The sequence below is a fragment of the Eremococcus coleocola ACS-139-V-Col8 genome, from assembly GCF_000183205.1.
Taxonomy (GTDB): domain Bacteria; phylum Bacillota; class Bacilli; order Lactobacillales; family Aerococcaceae; genus Eremococcus; species Eremococcus coleocola.
Genome location: NZ_AENN01000006.1, coordinates 117,979 through 140,841 on the forward strand (window position 1 = coordinate 117,979; position 22,863 = coordinate 140,841).

The 22,863-nt window shown below is 40.2% G+C and carries 21 protein-coding genes; 1 reads left to right on the forward strand and 20 read right to left on the reverse strand.

Annotated features, from left to right (window positions below; genetic code table 11):
* Positions 1–35 precede the first annotated feature (35 nt).
* The 11 genes from HMPREF9257_RS02180 to HMPREF9257_RS02230 all read right to left on the reverse strand — a co-directional run bounded on the left by HMPREF9257_RS02180 (position 36) and on the right by HMPREF9257_RS02230 (position 10,011).
* Positions 36–338, reverse strand: a complete 303-nt coding sequence (locus HMPREF9257_RS02180) for a 50S ribosomal protein L23 (protein ID WP_006417850.1) — start codon at positions 336–338, stop codon at positions 36–38.
* Positions 338–955, reverse strand: coding sequence for a 50S ribosomal protein L4 (rplD, locus tag HMPREF9257_RS02185; RefSeq protein ID WP_006417792.1), 618 nt, complete (start codon positions 953–955; stop codon positions 338–340). The genes HMPREF9257_RS02180 and rplD overlap by 1 nt, the downstream gene beginning before the upstream one ends.
* A gap of 22 nt (positions 956–977) precedes the next feature.
* Entirely contained in the window at positions 978–1,610 is a 633-nt protein-coding gene (gene rplC, locus HMPREF9257_RS02190) for a 50S ribosomal protein L3 (protein ID WP_006417943.1), read from the reverse strand.
* Positions 1,611–1,634: 24 nt separating this feature from the next.
* On the reverse strand, positions 1,635–1,943 hold the full coding sequence (gene rpsJ / locus HMPREF9257_RS02195; RefSeq protein ID WP_006417872.1) for a 30S ribosomal protein S10: 309 nt from the start codon (positions 1,941–1,943) through the stop codon (positions 1,635–1,637).
* Between the two features lie 547 nt (positions 1,944–2,490).
* Positions 2,491–3,024: a QueT transporter family protein gene (locus HMPREF9257_RS02200; protein ID WP_006417760.1), complete on the reverse strand. Its 534-nt coding sequence runs from the start codon at positions 3,022–3,024 to the stop codon at positions 2,491–2,493.
* A gap of 297 nt (positions 3,025–3,321) precedes the next feature.
* Positions 3,322–4,551 (reverse strand): mechanosensitive ion channel, encoded by a 1,230-nt coding sequence (locus tag HMPREF9257_RS02205; RefSeq protein WP_006417860.1) that lies wholly within the window; start codon positions 4,549–4,551, stop codon positions 3,322–3,324.
* A gap of 535 nt (positions 4,552–5,086) precedes the next feature.
* A complete protein-coding gene (gene tuf / locus HMPREF9257_RS02210) occupies positions 5,087–6,274 on the reverse strand; it encodes an elongation factor Tu (RefSeq protein WP_006417826.1) in 1,188 nt (395 codons plus the stop codon).
* Positions 6,275–6,395: 121 nt separating this feature from the next.
* Positions 6,396–8,477: an elongation factor G gene (gene fusA / locus HMPREF9257_RS02215; protein WP_006417914.1), complete on the reverse strand. Its 2,082-nt coding sequence runs from the start codon at positions 8,475–8,477 to the stop codon at positions 6,396–6,398.
* A 78-nt stretch (positions 8,478–8,555) separates the two neighbouring features.
* A complete protein-coding gene (gene rpsG, locus HMPREF9257_RS02220; protein ID WP_006417761.1) occupies positions 8,556–9,026 on the reverse strand; it encodes a 30S ribosomal protein S7 in 471 nt (156 codons plus the stop codon).
* Between the two features lie 53 nt (positions 9,027–9,079).
* Positions 9,080–9,493, reverse strand: coding sequence for a 30S ribosomal protein S12 (gene rpsL, locus HMPREF9257_RS02225; protein ID WP_006417819.1), 414 nt, complete (start codon positions 9,491–9,493; stop codon positions 9,080–9,082).
* A gap of 230 nt (positions 9,494–9,723) precedes the next feature.
* Entirely contained in the window at positions 9,724–10,011 is a 288-nt protein-coding gene (locus HMPREF9257_RS02230; RefSeq protein ID WP_006417771.1) for a GNAT family N-acetyltransferase, read from the reverse strand.
* A gap of 93 nt (positions 10,012–10,104) precedes the next feature.
* Between HMPREF9257_RS02230 and HMPREF9257_RS02235 the strand changes: the two genes are divergently transcribed.
* Positions 10,105–10,806 carry a GTP pyrophosphokinase gene (locus HMPREF9257_RS02235; protein ID WP_006417785.1) on the forward strand — a complete coding sequence of 234 codons (702 nt, stop codon included), beginning with the start codon at positions 10,105–10,107 and terminating at the stop codon, positions 10,804–10,806.
* A gap of 211 nt (positions 10,807–11,017) precedes the next feature.
* Here HMPREF9257_RS02235 and lysS read toward each other — a convergent pair whose 3' ends face one another.
* The 9 genes from lysS to mfd form a co-directional block, all read right to left on the reverse strand.
* Positions 11,018–12,532 (reverse strand): lysine--tRNA ligase, encoded by a 1,515-nt coding sequence (gene lysS / locus HMPREF9257_RS02240; RefSeq protein ID WP_006417750.1) that lies wholly within the window; start codon positions 12,530–12,532, stop codon positions 11,018–11,020.
* Between the two features lie 99 nt (positions 12,533–12,631).
* Positions 12,632–13,534: an Hsp33 family molecular chaperone HslO gene (gene hslO, locus HMPREF9257_RS02245; RefSeq protein ID WP_006417789.1), complete on the reverse strand. Its 903-nt coding sequence runs from the start codon at positions 13,532–13,534 to the stop codon at positions 12,632–12,634.
* An 84-nt stretch (positions 13,535–13,618) separates the two neighbouring features.
* Entirely contained in the window at positions 13,619–15,685 is a 2,067-nt protein-coding gene (gene ftsH / locus HMPREF9257_RS02250; protein WP_006417774.1) for an ATP-dependent zinc metalloprotease FtsH, read from the reverse strand.
* An 83-nt stretch (positions 15,686–15,768) separates the two neighbouring features.
* Positions 15,769–16,311, reverse strand: a complete 543-nt coding sequence (gene hpt, locus HMPREF9257_RS02255) for a hypoxanthine phosphoribosyltransferase (RefSeq protein ID WP_006417818.1) — start codon at positions 16,309–16,311, stop codon at positions 15,769–15,771.
* Between the two features lie 37 nt (positions 16,312–16,348).
* Positions 16,349–17,827, reverse strand: a complete 1,479-nt coding sequence (tilS, locus tag HMPREF9257_RS02260; RefSeq protein WP_006417887.1) for a tRNA lysidine(34) synthetase TilS — start codon at positions 17,825–17,827, stop codon at positions 16,349–16,351.
* Between the two features lie 187 nt (positions 17,828–18,014).
* The gene (locus tag HMPREF9257_RS02265) at positions 18,015–18,518 is read right to left on the reverse strand and encodes a S1 domain-containing RNA-binding protein (RefSeq protein ID WP_006417802.1); all 504 of its coding nucleotides are present in this window, start codon (positions 18,516–18,518) and stop codon (positions 18,015–18,017) included.
* Positions 18,519–18,554: 36 nt separating this feature from the next.
* Positions 18,555–18,953 (reverse strand): FtsB family cell division protein, encoded by a 399-nt coding sequence (locus tag HMPREF9257_RS08695; RefSeq protein ID WP_006417751.1) that lies wholly within the window; start codon positions 18,951–18,953, stop codon positions 18,555–18,557.
* Positions 18,954–19,043: 90 nt separating this feature from the next.
* Positions 19,044–19,310 carry an RNA-binding S4 domain-containing protein gene (locus HMPREF9257_RS02275; protein WP_006417833.1) on the reverse strand — a complete coding sequence of 89 codons (267 nt, stop codon included), beginning with the start codon at positions 19,308–19,310 and terminating at the stop codon, positions 19,044–19,046.
* Positions 19,310–22,855 carry a transcription-repair coupling factor gene (gene mfd / locus HMPREF9257_RS02280; protein ID WP_006417922.1) on the reverse strand — a complete coding sequence of 1,182 codons (3,546 nt, stop codon included), beginning with the start codon at positions 22,853–22,855 and terminating at the stop codon, positions 19,310–19,312. Before mfd ends, HMPREF9257_RS02275 begins: the two co-directional genes overlap by 1 nt.
* Positions 22,856–22,863 lie beyond the last annotated feature (8 nt).

Here is a 22,863-nt window from a genome sequence, read left to right on the forward strand (position 1 = left end):
GCGTTTTCCCTCCTACTTTAAAGATTGTTTAAGAATTATTCTTCTTCAGCGCCTTCACCGAATAATTCGATGTCTGCGGATTCAGCTGTTAATGTTACAATTGCTTTTTTGTAACGACGGGTGAAACCTACGTAACGACCCATACGTTTCTTTTTAGCACGAACATTGACAGTATTTACTTGAGCAACTTTTACGCCTTCAAACATTGCTTCAACAGCTTGTTTGATAAGGTTTTTATTAGCACGACGATCAACTTCAAAAGTATATTTCTTGTCATCGATTGCTAACATTGATTGTTCAGTGATTACTGGACGTAAGATAACTTCTGAAAATTCCATTATGCTAATGCCTCCTCTACTGTTGCTAATGCTGCTTGAGTAATTAAGACCTTATCATAATTTACAACATCTAAGACATTGACATTACCTTGGTCGATTACTTTCACATTTGGAATATTACGAGCAGCTCTGAAGACTGCTTCATTGTTATCTTCTAAGACAAGTAATACTTTGCGGTTCAAATCTAAGTTAGATAAGATTGCTTTGAATTCTTTAGTCTTAGTAGCTTCTAATTGGTCAACTACAACAAATTCGTTATCAATCACTTTTTGTGATAAGGCTGAACGAATTGCTAAGCGACGCATCTTTTTAGGTAATTTATAACTGTATGAACGAGGTGTTGGGCCGAATACTGTTCCGCCACCAACCCATTGTGGTGATCTGATTGAACCTTGACGGGCACGACCTGTACCTTTTTGTCTCCAAGGTTTACGTCCACCGCCGCGTACAGCAGAACGGTTTTTCACTGCGTGAGTACCTTGACGTTGAGAAGCTCTTTGCATGATAACTGCATCAACAACTACGCTTTGGTTTGGTTCAATCCCGAAGATTGCATCATTTAATTCAATTTCTCCTGCATTGCTGCCATCTTGTTTAAATAATGTTACTTTTGCCATTCTCTCGTTCCTCCTCTCTTAATTAATTGCTTTTAACTGCAGTTCTGATTTCTACTAAAGATTTTTTAGGTCCTGGGACGTTTCCTTTAATCAAGATTAAGTTGTCTTCAGCTACAACTGCTACAACTTCAAGATTTTGGATTGTTACTTGTTCGCCACCGGTTTGACCTGGTAGGTTTTTGCCTTTGAATACTTTAGAAGCATCTGACGCCATACCCATTGAACCAGGACGACGGTGGTAACGAGAACCGTGAGCCATAGGTCCACGAGATTGTCCGTGGCGCTTGATGGCACCTTGGAATCCTTTACCTTTAGATGTACCCGTTACATCAATGATGTCACCGGCTTCGAAAGTTTCTACTGTGATTTCTTGTCCTACTTCAAATGATCCTAGCTCAACATTACGAAACTCGCGAATGAAGCGCTTAGGAGTAGCATTTGCTTTTGCTACATGACCTTTATGTGGTTTTGTGGCTAACACTTCGCGTTTGTCTTGGTAACCTAATTGAACTGCTTCGTAACCATCGTTTTCAAGTGATTTAACTTGTAAAACAACGTTTGGAGTAGCTTCAACAACTGTTACAGGGATTAATTCTCCGTTTTCAGTGAAGTATTGAGTCATACCGACTTTTTTTCCTAAGATTCCTTTGGTCATGAGTACACCTCCATTTTTTAATTTTTATAATTTAATTTCTACGTCAACGCCACTTGGTAAATCTAATTTCATCAAAGCATCTACTGTTTTAGCAGTTGGATCAATGATATCGATTAAACGTTTGTGGGTACGCATTTCGAATTGTTCACGTGAATCTTTGTATTTATGTGGTGAACGGATAACTGTATAGACTGAACGTTCTGTTGGTAACGGAATTGGTCCAGCTGTTTTAGCTCCAGTTCTTTGCGCAGATTCTACGATTTTATTCGCTGATACATCCAAAGCACGATGTTCATATGCTTTCAAACGAATCCGAATTTTTTGTTTTGCCATGTGTTTTCCTCCTTCGTCATTCATCTTATTATGACTTGCTCCACAAGAATTACCGTCACATCCGTTCAATGGCAACTCAACCGGGTGTGTCGCAACCTCTCGTTTCAACGCTTCCCCTCACTCATTTCTGGGGGGTATGCACTAATTTAGGGCATAGCAATCCCTTTTTTAAGGCACAAAGAGTATTATAGCGAACAAATCCGCCATATGCAAGGCTTTTCCCTCACTTTATTAAAGTTTTTCTATGAAAACCTTTTATTTTTATTTTCTTGGTTTTGACCCTCAATTACATGCTTAAATTTTTCTTCTATACTTACATTTAATAAAGTTCGTGTTTGATTAGACTATAAAAAAAGAGAGCAGGCAAGAAGTAGAAAATCTGTGGTTTTCTACTTCTTGCCTGCCCAGCGCACTCTTGACTAGGATGGAACAAGTCGCATTGCGACGCCGTTTCCATCCAGTCAACTCCTCCGTGACATCATTCTTATTTTAATATAAACTAGCGGAGCTGGGCATGTTTGCCTAGCCCCTTGTTTCATTTATGAAATTAACGTGTGAAATCAATCCGTTTAGATAGAGGGTACATGAAGATAGCCCCTAAAGCTAAAGAACCTAATTCAATCACAACTTGTGAGATATAAAGCGGCCAGAAGGCATCGCCTGATCCTAGCATGATAATCATTAAAGTGATGGTAAACATCGATAATGAGAAAACAATTGCTAAAATCGCATATTTCACTAACATCGGATCGCCTTTAAAACCTGCTTTTTGAGCCCAAGTCGCAGCTTTTTCCGCTAAGTATTTACCAATAAATAGGAAGACTAAGGATGACAGTGACCCAATCACCATATCCCAAATACCATAAGCAAAGTAGTTAACGATAAAAACACCCACCGTAATGGCGTAAATATGCCGTTTATTGTAGAGGGCCAAGAAGTTTAGTCCTTCTGAAATCCGAAAACCTGGTCCAAAAGCCAGTGGGGCTAAGAGAAAGGTTAAGACGACATAGAGGGCTGAAACAACCGCCATAAGGGTCATATCGTGGGCTTTAGAGTTTACAGACTGTCCTTGATGATTCATTTTTATCCGCTCCTTTGTAGGTCAGTTTCCTGCCTAGTAGTCTACTATGGCCAAAGGACAAAGAGTGGTACTCCACTGAAGTGCCATAGCTATCTTAATTAAGACTTATCAATCTTACCGAAATAGAGCTGAAGTTTCAAGCCTTTTTAGCCAAAAATCACTCATCCTACCGGCTAATTATACTTGACCGACTAGCGAAACTAAAAAAACTGGTCAAAAAAATGAGCCTGGTCAACTATTTAACATAGCCAACCAAGCCCATATAATTATTTGATTTAATTCCTTGACAATTTATGCCTATAACAGAGAATGATCTTCTTTCTTTTCTTCCTCTTCCATGGCTTTAGACGCTTTTTCTAATTGCTTAGCCGCAAAGTCACGGCCACCTAAACCAAAGGCCAGCGCAATTGCAATGCCCACAGAACCGAGGACAATCATAAAGGCTGTATTAACAATCGTTTGAGCAATTTGTAATTGTTCTAGAATCATAAAGGCACCCACAATAATAATTGAATAGCGAACAAATTCGCCAGCTAGATTATTACCAGTGGCCTTAGCCACGAAATTAGCAAAGATATTACCACCTATAAGAGCAATACCTAAAATAATTAAGGCAGATAGGACTAAAGGTAAGTAGGCAATAATACTTTCACCAATCGTATTTAAGACTTCAAGCTTAAGCACATTGATTGCTTCTACAATAAAGAAGAGGACAATTACGCCACGGAGAATTCCTGCTGTTAAGCCAGAAATTGAAACATCTGATTCTTGCGAGTTAAAGTTGAGATACTTAGAATATTTATTAATCCCAGTGGTTGCTAACAAGTTTTCAACCAGGTCCCCGACCAACTTAGCAATAAAACCACCAATAATTAATAGGACAGCTGCTGTAATAATATTAGGAATAGCTGCTAAAATAGAATTGAGCATGCTAATAATTGGGACAGAAATCGATTGGATACCCAAGGTCTCCAAGGCTACCGTAAGAATTGGGACAAACAATAAAATGTAAATAATCGTAGCAACTACTTCGGCGACTTGTTGGTCATCTACATCCATTTGACCAGTTTGGCCAGTCATCTTGGCATACCACTTATCAATATTTAAACCGGATAGTAAATTTTTGATTAAGCGACGAACGAACTTACAGAAAAATGCACCCACCACTAAAATTAAGATGGCCAAGACAATATTAGGAATATAGTTGAAGAACTTATTAAACATATTAACAATCGGATCCATCACTCCACCCACATTTAAACCATTTAAAATGGCTGGTAAGAAGAATAAGATTACTAGAAAATAAACAATGGAGCCAATAGTGTCTAGGAATGTTTTACCTTCCTCATCGTTTTTAGCAATTCCCCATTTTTCTAAGCGATCAGAAAATCCAATCTTCTCTAGACCTTTAATAATTAAACTCTTTAAAGCCCAAGCAATAATTAAGGCTAAGATAAGCATTAACAAAGCCCCTAAAACCCCTGGAACAGCTGACATAATAGAATCAAAAAACTTTTGATAATTCATTAAAGCATCCTCCTATCTTTTATTATAATTCCACAAATAATTGTAACATATTTGTTATAATTACTAAAATGATAACTGTTTACCTCTCATTTTAAACTATTTACCGGAATATACTAACTACTTACGTTTCGTACATATCGTTGTAATAACAAAGCAAGAGATACATCACAAAACCTCCCCCGTCTAGTAGATAAAAAACATGACTTTTAAGACTATTGAGATAAATTAAGATTAATATGACTACTGTCGCGGAAATTAAGCGTTTAAGCCAGCGACCTGGTAGTTCTTGGTAATATAGCTAGGATAAACGGAGTAAAAAGATAAGGGGTGAAAAGACAACCATCATTAGCAATAAAACTTTGGGGTGCTTCCCCAGTAAATACTGCCAACGTTGATTCACCATTTCTTCGTCTAGACCTAAATACTGCTTAAGCTGACTATAGCCTAAAAAGCTCGTTGCGCACCCAAGGCAAGGGTTTTTATAGAATTTGAGCACAAAAAAACACCCCGAAGGGTGTTTTGATTAATCAACTAATTATGCAAGGATTGTAGTTACAGTACCTGCACCTACAGTACGTCCACCTTCACGAATTGAGAAACGAGTTCCTTCTTCGATAGCGATTGGGTGAATTAATTCAACTTCCATAGTTACATTATCACCAGGCATTACCATTTCAGTACCTTCTGGTAATTCTACAACACCAGTTACGTCAGTTGTACGGAAGTAGAATTGAGGACGGTAGTTAGAGAAGAATGGAGTATGACGTCCACCTTCTTCTTTTGATAATACATAAACTTCAGCTTTGAATTTAGTATGTGGAGTAATAGATCCAGGAGCTGCTAATACTTGACCACGTTCGATATCTTCACGAGTAACACCACGTAATAAAGCACCAATGTTATCCCCTGCTTCAGCAAAGTCTAACATCTTACGGAACATTTCAACACCAGTTACAGTAGTTTTCTTAGTTTCATCGTGGATACCAACGATTTCAACTTCGTCACCAACTTTAACTTGACCACGTTCAACACGGCCAGTTGCAACAGTACCACGACCAGTGATTGAGAACACGTCTTCGACTGGCATCATGAATGGTTTGTCAGTTTCACGTTGTGGTTCTGGAATATATTCATCAACTGCAGCCATTAATTCCATGATTTTTTCTTCTTGAGCTTCGTCACCTTCTAAGGCTTTCAAAGCAGAACCAGCGATTACAGGGATATCATCTCCTGGGTAATCGTATTCAGATAGTAAATCACGAACTTCTAATTCAACTAATTCTAGTAATTCTTCGTCGTCCACTTGGTCAACTTTGTTTAAGAATACTACGAAGTAAGGAACACCTACTTGACGTGATAACAAGATATGTTCACGAGTTTGAGGCATTGGACCATCAGCAGCAGATACTACTAAGATAGCGCCGTCCATTTGAGCAGCACCAGTGATCATGTTTTTAACGTAGTCCGCGTGTCCTGGAGCGTCGATATGAGCGTAGTGACGGTTTTCAGTTTCATACTCGATATGAGAAGTATTGATTGTGATTCCACGTTCTTTTTCTTCTGGTGCGTTATCGATTGAAGCATAATCTTTAGCTTCACCAAAACCGTGTTTTGCTAATACAGTTGCGATCGCAGCTGATAAAGTTGTTTTACCGTGGTCAACGTGGCCTAATGTACCAATGTTAACATGGGGTTTCGTACGTTCGTATTTTTCTTTTGACATTCTTATTCCTCCTAATAATTGGATAATAGATTCAATAAACACCTATCAAAGTTAATTATAGCGTGTCTTGTTAGGGATTTCAACAATATAATCCCTAACAAATCAGCTAGTTTCTAACAAATTAATTGCCAGAATGTTTTTTGATAATTTCTTCTTGGATAGATTTAGGAACTGCTTCATAGTGGTCAAATTGCATAGAGAAAGTACCACGTCCTTGAGTAGAAGAACGTAAGGTAGTTGCATATCCAAACATTTCTGATAATGGAATGAAACCTTTCACGATTTGCGCATTACCACGCATAGTTGTTCCTTCAACACGTCCACGACGAGAGTTTACGTGTCCCATTACATCCCCTAAATATTCTTCAGGAACTGTAATTTCTACCGCCATCATAGGTTCCAAGATGGTTGGTTGAGCTTTCTTAGCAGCTTCACGTAAGGCTAATGAAGCAGCTACCTTGAAGGCCGTTTCAGATGAATCGACATCATGGTAAGAACCATCATATAATTTAGCTTTAACGTCTACTAATGGGTAACCAGCTAAGACACCATTTTCCATAGCATCTTTAAGTCCGGCTTCAACTGCTGGGATATATTCACGTGGTACCACACCACCGACGATTGCGTTTTCGAATTCGAAACCGCCACCTTCTTCGTTAGGTGTGAATTCAACCCAAACGTGACCATATTGACCTTTACCACCTGATTGACGAACGAATTTACCTTCAGCTTGACAAGCTTGACGGAAGGTTTCACGGTAAGATACTTGTGGCGCACCTACAGAGGCATTTACCTTGAATTCACGTTTCAAACGGTCAACAATGATATCCAAGTGAAGTTCACCCATACCGGCAATAATTGTTTGACCTGTTTCATGGTCAGTGGTTGCACGGAAGGTTGGATCTTCTTCAGCAAGTTTTGCTAAAGCTTGGGACATTTTATCTTGGTCAGCTTTTGAATCTGGTTCAATTGCTACGTTGATAACTGGTTCAGGGAATTCCATTGATTCTAGAATAACTGGTGTGTCTTCAGCACATAAAGTATCACCGGTACCGGTATCTTTCAAGCCAACAGCTGCGGCAATATCACCAGAAAATACTTCTGGGATTTCTTGACGGTGGTTGGCATGCATTTGAAGAATACGGCCGACACGTTCACGTTTGTCTTTACTTGCATTTAAGACATATGATCCAGCTTCAAGTGTACCTGAATACACACGGAAGAAGGTCAAACGACCTACGAATGGGTCAGTCATCACTTTGAAGGCTAAAGCCGCAAAAGCTTCTGAGTCATCCGCATGGTGAGCTATTTCTTCTTCTGTTCCTGGAACAGTACCAATAATTGGTGGTACGTCAGTTGGAGCAGGTAAGTAATCAATGACACCATCAAGCATTAATTGAACCCCTTTATTCTTGAAGGCTGATCCACAGAATACTGGGTAGAATTCAACAGATAGGGTAGCTTTACGGATAGCTTGTTTTAGACGGTCAACAGAAATTTCTTCACCGTCAAGGTACATCATCATTAATTCTTCATCATAATCAGCCACAGCTTCGATTAATGAGTCATGTAATTCTTCAGCTTTATCTTTTAAGTCAGCAGGAATTTCAATCTTATCAATTTGAGTTCCTAAATCATCAGCATATTGCCATGCTTCCATGGTTACTAAGTCGATAATACCTGTAAAGTTATCTTCAGCACCAATTGGTAATTGAACCGCATGGGCATTTGCTTGAAGACGATCATGGATAGAATCAACTGCATCTAAGAAGTTTGCGCCTAATTTATCCATCTTATTAACAAATACCACACGTGGTACATGATAAGTGGTAGCTTGACGCCAAACTGTTTCAGTTTGAGGTTCTACACCTGATTGCGCATCCAAAACAGTGACAGCACCATCGAGTACACGTAATGAACGTTCTACTTCAACCGTGAAGTCCACGTGCCCTGGGGTGTCGATAATGTTTACGCGATACCCTTTCCATTGTGCAGTTGTTGCTGCAGAAGTGATGGTAATTCCACGTTCTTGTTCTTGTTCCATCCAGTCCATTTGGGAAGCACCCTCATGAGTTTCCCCAATTTTGTGGATTCGACCGGTATAATACAAGATACGCTCAGTGGTCGTTGTTTTACCAGCATCAATATGAGCCATGATACCGATATTACGAGTGTTTTCAAGAGAAAATTCTCTTTTTGCCATCGGTTTTTACCCCTCTTTCATTTTTTGAGATTTCATTTACATCGTTTCTAGAGTGACAATACCATAGTTTGAAATAGATTACCAACGGTAATGTGCGAAAGCTTTGTTAGCTTCTGCCATTCTATGCATATCTTCACGTTGTTTCACTGATGCACCAGTATTATTAGCAGCATCCATTACTTCACGGGCAAATCTTAATTCCATAGATTTTTCACCACGTAAACGTGAATAGTTAACTAACCAACGTAATGCAAGTGTGACACGACGATCTGGACGAACCTCAACTGGGACTTGGTAGTTAGATCCCCCAACACGGCGGGCTTTAACTTCAAGTAATGGCATAATGTTTTCAATTGCTTGTTCGAAGACTTCTAATGGTTCATTCCCAGTTTCTTCACGGATAATGTCGAAAGCTGAGTATAAAATTTTAGAAGCTTTTCCACGTTTACCGTCTAACATAATACGGTTAATTGTACGAGTTACTAATTGTGAATTATAAATTGGATCTGGCAAAACTTCACGTTTTGGCGCTCTTCCTTTACGAGACATTCACTTTCCTCCCTTCATTTGTAAGTTAATCGAGTATATATTTATTTTTTGGCTTAGCCTTTAGGACGTTTTGCACCGTATTTAGAACGACTTTGTTTACGGTCGTTAACACCTGAAGTATCTAAAGCACCACGTACGATATGGTAACGTACCCCTGGTAAGTCTTTTACACGTCCACCACGAATAAGAACAACACTATGTTCTTGTAAGTTGTGGCCTTCACCTGGGATATAAGCAGTTACTTCCATCAAGTTTGATAAACGAACACGGGCATACTTACGTAAAGCAGAGTTCGGTTTCTTAGGTGTCATGGTTCCCACACGAGTACATACACCACGTTTTTGAGGTGACATAGTAGTGATTTGAGAACGTTTGAAACTGTTGTAACCAACGTTTAATGCTGGTGAATTTGATTTAGAAGTTTTGCTCTTACGAGGCTTTCTGATCAATTGATTAATTGTAGGCATTTATAGGTCCTCCTCTCCTAATTCCTAGTCCACACATCCAAGTGTGTCATATGTGATAAAAAGTTAGGCAACCCCCAAGGGATTGCTAGCATCAGGTGGTTTTAAAGCAGTCAGCACGACTGGTTATCAGGAATCTGACATTAAAACACCTTAAATAATTTAACACTAATAAAGACTGGGGTCAAGGAAAATATAAAAAAAGAAGCCTAAATATAGCTTCTTTTCTTAACTTATTTTGCATCGACATTTATATGGTTGTATTTTTCAGGTTCTTCCTCAAATTTACGTACCACATATGGGCAAGTCGCTTTAATCTTCTTACCTTCTTTATCCATTTCTTCCACCAAGCGGTCTAGCAATTGACCTGCAGCACCTTGGCCACGGAGTTCCGGTGAAACAAAAGTATGGTTAGCATCCACTACGTTTGCATCTGCAGTTACCGGAAAAGTAATTTCTGCAATCTTTTCCCCTGCTTCATTATATGAACGAATTGCTTGACCTTCACGAACTAATTCCATAATATTCCCTCCTTTTTCATGATTTTATTATATAATGGTTACTGCAACCTGCCAAGAAATTGGCTTGGTATCGTAATGTCAAAGGAGATGCTTATGTTATTAAGTCGTAAAAATACCTTAAATATTCAAAGTCTAAGAAAACAACTCGCTTCACTCACCCCTTCTGAAAATTATCAAGAAACAGAAGCCTTAATCGAGGAATTGTCGGACTATGTCCGACTCTATCAAGTTTATGAAGCTGCCCTAAACGAAGTCGCTACTAAATTAGAAAATCTCGATAATGAATTTCAAGTAAATTATAACCATAACCCGATCCACCATATTGAATCTCGTCTTAAAAGCTTTGAAAGTCTAGTTAATAAAGCACGTCGTTTTCAAGTTAAATTAAGTATTCCTAATTTAAAACGGGAAATTCTTGATATTGCGGGAATTCGAGTGATTACAAATTATGTCGAGGATATTTATCAATTGGAAAAACTCCTCCTACAACAACATGATATCTCCCTGTTGAAACGCAAGGATTATATTAAAAGCCCCAAAGCCTCTGGTTATCGTAGTTTACATATCGTTGTTTCTGTTCCCGTCTTCCTTTCAACCGGTGTCAATTATATGCCAGTTGAAATTCAAATCCGTACCATTTCCATGGATATGTGGGCTAGTTTGGAACATAAACTACGATATAAAAATGATGGTAATGAGAAAGTGGCCCAGTATGAGGATGAGTTACAAACTATCTCTGAGCGATTATTCGCGATAGACCAAGAAATGCAGACCATCTACCACGCAATTTCTTAACTTTTTATTTTTAAATTTAACTAGACAAATAGCCAAGCCCTTTTATGATAGGACTTGGCTATTTGTATTTTCAAAACCTAATTTATATGACAAATGTATTTTGTGATTATTATGTTTAATTAGCTTATGATCACCATGATTTCCCATATAAATTATCCCAATAAAAATTTAAAACATAAAAAAAGACTAGCCATCTGGCTAGTCAAGATATTTAATTATTTCTTAAAGTTGGGAACAGTAAAACATCACGAATTGACTGAGCATCAGTTAGGAGCATCGCCAAGCGGTCGACCCCAATTCCGATACCACCAGTAGGTGGCATACCATATTCAAGAGCTTCTAAGAAGTCATCATCCACAGGATGAGCTTCATCATTACCAGCATCTTTTTCAGCCATTTGCGCTTCAAACCGTTCTCTTTGATCGATTGGATCCGTTAACTCGGTAAAGGCATTGGCGTATTCATTACCAACAATGAATAATTCAAAGCGGTCAGTAAAGCGCGGATCTTCATCATTCTTACGAGCGAGTGGTGAAACTTCCACAGGATGTCCGTATACAAAAGTTGGTTGAATACATTTATCTTCACAGTATTCTTCAAAGAAGTTATTGATTACGTGACCTACCGTATTATCATGGTCATTTAATGGCACATGGTGTTCTTTGGCTAATGCTTTAGCTTCTTCAAAGGTCATTTCTTGCCAGAAATCAACCCCCGTATATTCCTTAATCATATCAACCATATGACGACGTGCCCATGGCGTTTCTAAATCAATTTTTTGACCCGCATAGTCAATCACGGTTTGACCAATGGCTTCTTTAGCAACTGTCCGGATCAGATTTTCCACTAGGTCCATGCAGTCTGTATACACAGAATAGGCCGTATAAATTTCAATGGTTGTAAATTCAGGGTTGTGAGTAGTATCAATTCCTTCATTCCGGAAGACCCTTCCCAATTCATAAACCTTTTCAAAGCCACCGACTACGAGACGTTTTAAATGGAGTTCAGTTGCAATCCGTAGATATAATTCCATATCTAAAGCATTATGATGGGTGATAAATGGCTTAGCAGTTGCCCCACCTGCTATATTATGTAAAACAGGGGTTTCAACTTCTAAGTAACCCAAGTCATCCAAATAACGCCGGATTTGCCGGATAATCATCGAACGATTGATGAAACGTTGACGACTGTCATCATTAGAAATCAAGTCCAGATAACGTTGACGATACCTTTGTTCCACATTGGTTAAGCCATGGAATTTATCTGGTAGCGGACGTAAAGCCTTAGTTAGAGGATAAAATTCTTCTGCGTGGACTGAAAGTTCACCGGTATTCGTCTTGAAAACATATCCTTTCACTCCAACAATATCGCCTAAGTCAGCTTGCTTGAACCAAAGATAACGGTCTTCGCCTATTGCATCCTTACGCACATAGATTTGGATTCGGCCAGCCATATCTTGAATATGGGCAAAACCAGCTTTACCTTTACCCCGTTTAGAGACTAAACGACCCGCAATAGCCACTTGAATTTTAACTTCATTTTCAAAATATTCTTTATCGTATTGATCATAACTTGAAATAAGTTCTTGTGATAAATGGCTCCGTTGGAAACCTGAATCGAAAGGTTTAGCGTCTTCCGCTGCAAATAATTCAGCCATTTTTTCACGACGAACAATTAATTGATCATTTAAATCTTCTACCTGTACTTCTTTTTCTTTATCTAACACCCATGTCACTCCTTATTCTGAAATACTCTATCATTAGCATTTAAACATATTTTCTATATTTTTACAATCGTTGACCGGCTTTGGACTTAAAATTATCCATTAATCCAAGTCTTCAGACCTCTGTTCAATTTCAGCAACCATAGCCTGTAAATCACTTTCACTAAATTGATAAACCTCATTACAATAATGACAGACCACTTCAGCGCCATGGTCTTCAGCAATAATCGTCTTGAGTTCTTGGCTTCCAATCATAGCTAGCCGATTACGGTAGTAGCCCTTGGAACAAGGGCAATGGAAGGAAAGGGCCTGCCGGTCTAATTCGCGGTAATTGCCTGCCCCTACTAAAATATCTGCTAGTTCTTCTAAAGATTTACCTTGGTCAATCAAATCAGAAAAACGTCCCAAGGCTTGTAGTCGGTCTTCCAAGGCAGTAATTGTCTCTTCACTGGCACCTGGTAAGACTTGTATCATAAAGCCCCCCGCGGCCAAGACCGATTCATCCGGGGCCACTAAGACAGATAAGCCAATAGCGGAAGGCGTTTGTTCAGATACAGCCATATAATAAGTAAAGTCTTCCCCCAATTCACCCGAAACCAAGGGGACTTGGCCGACATACGGTTCCAAAGAATCTTCGATCGTCTTCTTGACAATCAAGGTGCCGGGTAAACCTACCCCACCGGCTACATCAATTTTACCGGCCGCATTCAAAGGTAAAGCAACATGAGGCTGACTAGCAAAGCCCCGGACGCGGCCATCATTATAGGCTTCAGCCATAATCCGGCCAAGCGGACCTTGACCATCAACGACGACATTAAGTCGATCTTTTCCTTTTAAATTAGCCGCTAAAAGACTGGTCGCAATCAAGGTCCGACCAAGGGCTGCAGTCGCAGTTTGCCAAGTATCATGACGTTGATGGGCCTCTTCCACTGTTTCTGTTGCCTTGACCACAAAGAGTCTTACTTCTTGATTAAAGGCTAGCGCCTTCATTAATTGATCCGTCATTGGTCTTTCCTTTCTTTTGTCCCATGAAAAAACCGAACGGAAAAGCACAAGATGCTCTCTTTCGCTCGGTCCTTTTAAATTTAATTACAAATTAGGGTCTGAATCCACTGGTTTATCGGTTGGATTGATTTCAGATGCCCCTGGGGCTGCTCCAGCTTGACTTGGATCAGCTTCTTCTTGAGCTTTTTCCTTAGCTTCTTCAAAACTATCAGCCTTTTCTGGCTCTTGTTCTGCCTCTTCTTCATCTGAATCAAGTGGCATATGACCTGTTTCAAACAAGGATTTAATTTGACGTTTATCTAAGGTTTCAATTTCTAACAACTTGTTAGCAATGACATCTAATTGTTGACGGTGAGCTGTGATAATTTCGGTTGCATCTTGATGGGCTTCTTCCATAATACGACGCACTTCGTTATCAATCTCAAAGGCAATATTTTCAGAATAAGCCGCATGTTGACCGTACTGACGACCCGCAAACGGTTTGGAATCATCTTCGTATTGAACTGTACCCAACTTATCAGACATACCATATTCGGTTACCATTGACCGCACAATCGCAGTCGCTTGTTTAAAGTCTTGACTAGCCCCCGTTGATTTATGGTTAAAGACGATTTCTTCCGCTACACGACCACCTAATAGACCGACCACTTGTTCATATAATTCTTTATACGTCACAATATATTGGTCTTCCTTAGGTAACATAATAGCATAACCGCCCGCGCGTCCCCGCGGTACAATCGTTACTTTGTGGACAATCCGCGCATCAGATAAGACCATCCCTACAACCGTATGACCAGCTTCATGGAAAGCGACCGTCCGGCGTTGAGCTTGAGAAATTTGTTTATCAGCTTTAGCAGGACCTGCAATCACACGGTCGTGAGCCTCGTCAACATCTGCCGCAGTAATTTCTTTGCGGTTAAAACGCGCTGCAATTAAGGCGGATTCATTTAATAAGTTTTCAAGGTCAGCCCCAGAAAAGCCAGGTGTTTGTTGAGCAATCACTTTTAAATCTACATCTTTAGCTAATTTCTTATTGCGGGCATGGACGCGTAAAATAGCTTCCCGACCTTTAACATCAGGGTTACCCACGAGAATTTGACGGTCAAAACGTCCAGGACGTAATAAGGCAGGGTCTAAGACATCAGACCGGTTGGTGGCTGCCATGACAATGATTCCTTCATTGCCTTCAAAACCATCCATCTCAACTAGCAATTGGTTAAGGGTTTGTTCCCGCTCATCGTGGCCACCGCCCATACCGGCGCCCCGTTGGCGACCCACTGCATCAATTTCATCAATAAAGATAATAGCTGGTGCAGCTTTTTTAGCATTTTCAAACAAGTCACGGACCCGGCTAGCACCGACCCCAACAAACATTTCAACGAATTCAGATCCAGACATACTAAAGAATGGTACACCGGCTTCACCTGCAACAGCTTTAGCAAGTAATGTTTTACCTGTTCCTGGAGGGCCTTCTAATAAGACCCCAGCTGGAATCCGAGCTCCTAAGGCTGTAAAGCGTTTTGGATCTTTTAGGAATTCAACCACTTCGACCAATTCTTGTTTTTCTTCTTCTGCTCCGGCAACGTCTGAGAAACGTACTTTAACATTTTGCTTAGAGACCTCTTTTGATTTACTCTTACCAAAGTTCATCACGCCACGGCCGCCGCCACCTTGTTGCATCATGGTATAAAGAATAAAGAAGGTAGGAATCAGCAAGAAGAAATAAGGTAACATGGACAACCACATGCCTGCACTGGACTCAGGCAAAGACTTCATTTCAGTTTTGCTGGCCTTAGCAAGATCAGTCACAGTTTTAAGGGTGGCATCATTACCTAAGATTTCAGTTTTAAATTTCTTAGCAGTATCTGAGCTTTCAAAAATAGAAATAAAAGAATCGGTTTCTTCTTTACTATTTTTTTCCTTATAGTCACCCTGGACACTATAGACGCCAGAGCCAATTTGAATTTCAAACTTGTCGATTTTACCTGCTTCCAATTGAGTCATGAATTCACTTGAATTAATTTCATCAACCTGGCCAAACTGGGACAGGGAACCGGTAAAAGCTTGAAATACACCAAATAAAGCCAAAACCATCACTACATAGAATAGGATGCCTCTTGGAAATTTTGGTTTTAAATTACGATTGTTCATCCAAGCATTTCTCCTTTAGTTATTTATTTAGTTAGCATTTAAAAATTATACCATAAACATTTTAAAAAGATGAAGCATAATGTTTATTGATAAACTTCAGGTTTAAGTACCCCAATATAAGGTAGGTTACGATATTTTTGCTTAAAGTCAAGGCCATACCCAACCACAAATTCATTAGGCACTTCTAAACCAACATAATCAGGAATTAAGTTTTTAACAATTCGACGTTCAGGCTTATCCAATAAGGTACAAACCTTGACTGAAGCTGCTTTCCGGTATTTAAACAACTCTACCAAATAGTTAAGCGTGCGGCCGGTATCAATAATATCTTCAACTACTAAGACATGACGACCTTCTAAGCGCGTATCTAAGTCTTTGATAATTTTAACTTCACCCGATGATTCAGTTTCTTCACCATAACTAGAAACGTCCATAAAATCAATATCAAGATAAATATCCATCTCACGAACAATGTCAGCCATAAAGACCGCTGCCCCTCGGAGGATACCGACTACGACCACTTCTTTGCCCCGATAATCTTGGGTCAATTGTGCACCTAGACGCACGACCGCTGCATGAATTTCTTCAGGACTAACTAAGACTCTCTCAATATCTTTATCTAACATGGGTATGCTCCTTTTTCTAAATATAGGTCTAATCTTATCATACTTTGGAAATTTGCTCTATGGTTTGATACAGAAATAAATAAGTCGCAAACTCTTGACTCACAATGGTTGGGTGGGCCGCTTTAATATTAGGTAAGCAAGCCATAATTTGATTTTGCCGGTCTACCAAAAGCCAAATTTGGTTTCGTATATTTTTTGGAAGCTTTTGGTCAATCATGACCCGGGCCAATTTCTTATGAAAAATGCGCCCACTTGCATCTTGTAATCGGATTTGGTCTCCTGGCTGCCGGTGCCTTAGTAAATAATTAATCGGTTGCTTAATATCGATATTCAGCGGGAGGACACATTGAGCTTCACTTAATAGCTTGTGGGAAACTTGCTCTTTTCGGAAAATACCAACCCGGTGGCATTCATCCACCCAGATCCATTTATTTAATTGTGTCAGAGGATGGAAGTCACTGTCATCAACAGATTCCTCAGGTCCAAGCTCTTTACTTCTATTAAATATCCGAATTTGGTCGTAATTCCGTTGTACATACCATTCACTGGGTAAATTCAAGCCTTGGTTGGGACTCGCAGTATCACAGATTAGTTGGTCCAACTGGTCTAATAAGCGTTTGTTATAAGACCCTAGATCAGCAATCAAACGTTCTTCAATAAAAATGGTTAAAAATGTCCGCCGCCTACTAGCTGATAATTGACGCCAAGTTGGGCGGTCCAGAATCCAGCCATTTTCACCTAAGGCAAGGACTAATTGATCTTCCTGGGCCATGTAGGTTTCAAAATTTTCTTGGTAGGCCTCAGCCGCCGCTTGGGTCATACTCTCTAAATTTGCTAGAAATTGCGGATTTTCACCTTCTAACCACGGTAACAGGTCCTGCCGCACTCGATTCCTTAAATGATGACGCGAAGAGTTGGTCGAATCTTCGCGATATTCTAACTTAAAATGTTCAGCATAATCCAACAATTCTGCTTTGCTTATTGACAATAAGGGGCGAACTAAGTCTGTAGCCACACCCTGTCCTTGATCAGTTGTGAGAATTCGCTGACTATATCGACGAATCCCCGCCAAGCCCTTAAAAGAAGTTCCTCGAATGAGGCGGATCATTAAAGTCTCGGCTAAATCATTGGAATGATGAGCTGTAACTAAGACCTGGCTTTGACTAGCGGCCAGGACATTAGCAAAAAAGTGATAGCGTGCCTCGCGTGCCAAACTTTCAGTATTTTTATGGCTAGGTTCCTGCCATTCACCGATAAAATAAGTGAGCTGATGGTGATGACAAAAAGATTCGACCAAACTAGCATCCAAGTCAGCATCTGACCGCAAATGATGGTTGAAATGAGCCACAATAATTTCCTTTCCCTGATTTTCTTTCAGGGCAAGCAACTTAATCATCAGGTCCAAAAGCACCATCGAATCGAGGCCACCTGAAACACCCATAACTAATTTATCGGTCTGCTGCCACTGGGGCCAAGCGTCAAAACTAGCCTTTACTTGTTTTAATAAAGCTTCCATCGCGGCCTCCCATCTTAATAGCGACTCTTGCTTATAAAAAGAGGCTGGTCAATCATCCAGCCTCCCTAAGTGATTTAATGTTTCCCTGGCTGCTTATAAAACAGCCGAGTGAGGGCGAGAAAAGGGGCTAGCCCTTTTACCTAGCCGCACTCCTGTCCCGCCCCCGCTATCTATAATAACTATCTAATTATGTTCGACGACCACCACGGCCGCCACGTTTACCTTCAGTGTTCCGTTTAAGAGACGTTAACCGATCTTCAGAATCCTTCAAGAAACGATTCATCATTTGGTCAAAATCATTGGTGGATGATTCTGAAAAAGAATGATTACTTGACGATACAAACTTCGGTTTGTTTTTGGGACCATTAGCAAAATTATTGGAATCTTTCTTATGAAAATCATCCTTTTTGGGTCTTGGTTTAAAGTTCTTAGACTGTTTTTTATCATCAGATGCTTTTGCATCATCATCTTTCATCGATAAATTAATTTTACCGTCGGGCATAATCTTAATGACCTTAACTTCAACTTCATCGCCAACTTTGATGAAATCATTAATATCTTTAACAAATGAATTTGAGAGTTGAGAAATATGAACTAGGCCTGATTCATTATCGGATAGAGACACAAATGCTCCAAAATTTTTGACACTGACAACTTTCCCTTTTACTTTAGCGCCAACTTCCAATGACATAAATAACAATATCCTCCTTAGATTCTCTGAATAGTTTTAGGGGCGATTGGCTTGAGCGGCTTGATCAAAGCCGTCATCTTCGAGACCCTCTAATTTAAAGATAATTTCGCCTTCTTTAGAATAATAGTAATCTTTTCGTGCAACTTGGGCTAAATATTCAGGGTCGTTTAAACGTTGTGCTTCTTCTTGTAGTTTAGCATGGGCCGCTTGGACTTCTTGATACTGAGCTTTTGCCTGCAAAAGATTTTCTTGGTTAACCGATTGCGCTTGTAGAGCTGTAAAAATCGGCACACTACAAATAAAAATTGAAGCGAGGCCTACCATCGCAATAACAAGCGGACGCTTGACAGACTGCTGCGAGCGGCCTTGATTTTCTTTATAATTACCTGGTTGTTGATTCAAATAAACAACCTTTGACTTGCCTTGTGCTTGCATGGTGACACCTCCTTGCTCTTATCGAGTATATCAATAAAGCTGGTTAATTTCCATCAAAATAAGGAAATTCAGACAATAAATTATTGATTGTTAAACTTCATCCGCTGACCGTTCATTTGCCAAAACAGAGTACATTGAGTCGGCATCTTCTTTTTTTGTTGAATCCTTGAGGGCTTCAACTTTAATTACTAGGGTTCGATTTCCGTAGCGAATGGTAATCTCGTCACCTACTTTAACAGTAGCCGATGACTTAGCCACAATATCATTAATTAAGACCCGTCCTTGGTCTGCCACTTCTTTAGCAACTGACCGACGTTTAATTAAACGAGATACTTTCAAAAATTTATCTAACCGCATTATTCTTGCTCCTCTCCTTGATTAACAATGGACATTGACTCTTTCGCTAAAGCTTTTAAGGCAGGCAACCATTGATAAGACACCTTGCCTTGGACTAATAAACGGATGGCTAATTTACCCCCATTTACGGTAACTTCGGCTTTTAACGGGACTTCCTGTAAGGCTTGGAAAATATTCGGCCCTTTAAGTTTCATACTGGCCCGTTCATTATAGGTGACCACAATTCGCTGCCGGTCTTGTTTAATTTCTTCAATACCAGATTTTAAGCCGTAATACTTAATTAAGGCAATATCTAACAAGTCAGCCACTTGGTCTGGAAACTCTCCAAAACGATCAATTAGCTGGTCTTGGATGCTACGATAGGCTTCCTCAGAATCGATTTGTTGAATTGCCTTATACATATTTATTTTCTGCCGTTCATCTTGAATATAATCTTTAGGAAGATAAGCGTCCACGTCCACATTCCATTCAATAGCTTGGGACTCATATTGAGATTGTTTCTTCTTAATCCCTTTACGTTGGTCAACGGCTTCTTTTAACATCTGGGTATAAAGGTCATAACCGACAGAATCGATAAAGCCAGACTGTTGCTTACCAAGCAAGTTACCGGCGCCGCGAATCGACAAGTCCCGCATAGCAATTTTAAAACCAGATCCTAGGTCAGTAAATTCCCGGATGGCTTTCAGGCGCTTTTCTGACACTTCACTTAATTGTTTAAAGGGTTCATACATAAGATAAGCATAAGCCACCCGGTGGGTCCGACCGACCCGACCTCTTAATTGATAGAGGGTCGATAACCCCATTTTATCTGCATGGTCGACAAACAGGGTATTGGCATTAGGAATATCAACCCCTGTTTCAATAATAGTGGTTGTCACCAAAACATCATAGAGACCTTGGATAAAGTCCACCAGTACGGTTTCCAATTCTGTTTCGGACATTTGGCCGTGGGCTACCGCAACTCGGGCTTGGGGCACGAGCTGGCTGATTTCATCCGCCCGTTGGTAGATGGTTGCCACCCGGTTATAGAGATAGAAACATTGACCGCCCCGTGCCATCTCCCGTTCAATGGCGGTTTTAATAGCCCCTTCATTCCGTTCCATGATATAGGTTTGGACCGGAAATCGGTTATTGGGTGGCGTTTCAATCACAGACAAGTCACGAATCCCAATCATAGACATATGCAGCGTTCGCGGTATCGGCGTCGCCGTCAAGGTCAAGACATCCACCTGAGCCTTGAGCTGTTTCAAACGTTCCTTGTGTTTAACCCCAAACCGTTGCTCTTCATCGACAATTAAGAGGCCCAAGTCATTAAAAACAATGTCCTTCGACAGGATACGGTGGGTTCCGACCACAATTGAAACTGCTCCGCTTTTAAGCTTAGCAATAGTTTCCTTCTGTTGGACCCGAGACACAAACCGACTCAAGAGACCAATTTCAAAGGGCCAATCATTAAAGCGAGCCTGGAGGGTATTATAATGTTGCTGAGCTAAGACAGTGGTCGGCACCAAGAAAGCCACTTGCTTGCCATCCATCACTGCCTTAAAGATTGCCCGCATAGCTACTTCAGTTTTACCGTAACCCACATCACCCACCAAAAGCCGGTCCATGGGCCGACTTTTTTCCATATCGGCCTTGATTTCTTGGCTGGAAGTTAATTGGTCAGGCGTTTCCACAAAACCAAAGGCTTGTTCAAATTCTGACTGTTCCGGTGTATCCGGGCTAAAACGGTAACCTTTTTCGGCTTCCCGTTTAGCATATAGTTTAATTAAATCATCGGCAATATCTTCAACCGTAGCTTGGACCTTTTGCTTAGTTTTGGCCCACTCTGTCCCCCCTAATTTATTAATTTTCGGGGTTTTAGATTCAGACGAGACATATTTTTGGATTAAATGAATTTTGTCCACGGGAATCAAAACCCGGGCATTATTTTGATATTCAATGGCCAACATATCCCGGTGGACCCCATTCATTTCTAGGGTTTCCATGCCTGTATAACGGCCGACCCCATGATTAAGATGGACCACATAGTCCCCTACAGATAATTCATTATAAGACTTAATCTTTTCTGCATTAGATAAATGAGGTTGACGGACCCGACCTCTGGGACGGTTCACTTCTTTAAATAGGTCATGGTGGGTGACTAAAGCCCAAGCTTGCTCTGATAAAACAAATCCCTTAGAGAGATCCAAGGTGACCAAGTTGACCCGGTTCGCTTGAATCGGTTGCTCATCTTGTAAATAAACCTTATCAAAACCGTGATCAGCTAAAGCTTGACGAAAATTCAAGACCTGTTTCTTACTCGGCAAAGCCACTTGGACCACATAACCTTGTTTGAGCCAGGTTTGAAGATCATCAATAATCATGGGCATTTGACTGAAATAAGGGGTCATAGTCTGGTACTTATAATTAAATAGTCCCGCCAATGCCATGGCGACATAACCTCGTTGGAGCACGGAAAAATGTAAAGTCGAACCAGAAAAATTCTTTACTAGGTCTTCGAAGTCCCATTTAATGGGTAAATTAGGAATTAGTTGTCCTTTTTCAATTTCTTGCTCAATCCAATAATGGTTTTGTTCAATTTGTTGGACTTGCTCTTGTTGTAATTTGGCATAGTCATTGATGACCAAGTGACCATCATAACGTAAATAATCTAAGAGCGAGCTCGTCTCAGGAATTAAACCAAAGAAGGCTGAGGCATATTTTAAAGGTTCATTATGGTCAGCCAAGTTCTTTAAATCACCCAGTAAATTTATTTGTAAATTATTTTTTATAGCGGGATCTTTCACCTTATCCAGGTATTTTTTAGCTCGTTTCTTCAGCTCATCCGCAACCATTAATTGCATGAAATTCGGGAAAATCAATTCCTGAACTGGGCTTAAAATTACTTCATCTATTTGTTCCACTGATTCTTGGGTTTCAGCATTAAAATAACGAATCGAGTCCACTTCACTATCGAAAAAGTCTAAGCGGACTGGATAGTCGCTATCTAAAGGATAGAAATCAACAATCCCTCCTCGAACTGAAAACTCACCCGGAGTCATCACCATATTGACTGACTTATAAGATAAGGCAATCAGCGTATCTAATAGGGCTTGCCGGTCTAGCTCTTGGCCGACCTGGATAATCTTATTATAGGCCACCCATTGGTCAACCGGATTTAATTTCTGGCGTAGACCCGCTAAAGTCGTTAGAACAAAACCCGGTTGTCCTTGAGCCAAAAAGTTTAAGGCCGCCACTCGTTGGGATGCAAAATCCATCGAAGCTTGGGCATATTCAATCGCAAGATTATCATCCGCAGGATAGGTTAAAACCGGCACCTCAGGTAAAATATGGGCTAAGTCTTGACTCAATTCTTGCATCTGTAGGTCTGAACTTTCCACAATCAAGATCGTCGTCGGTCTCGCTTGAAATAATTGAGCAAGATAAATAGCACGGGCTGACCCATCTAAGCCCGTGATTAAGTAGGGGAGTTTTCTCTTTTTATCCGCATTAATTTGTTGAATACTTTCCTGAAAAGCATTTCGATTTAATTCTACTTGCATCTGCTTTC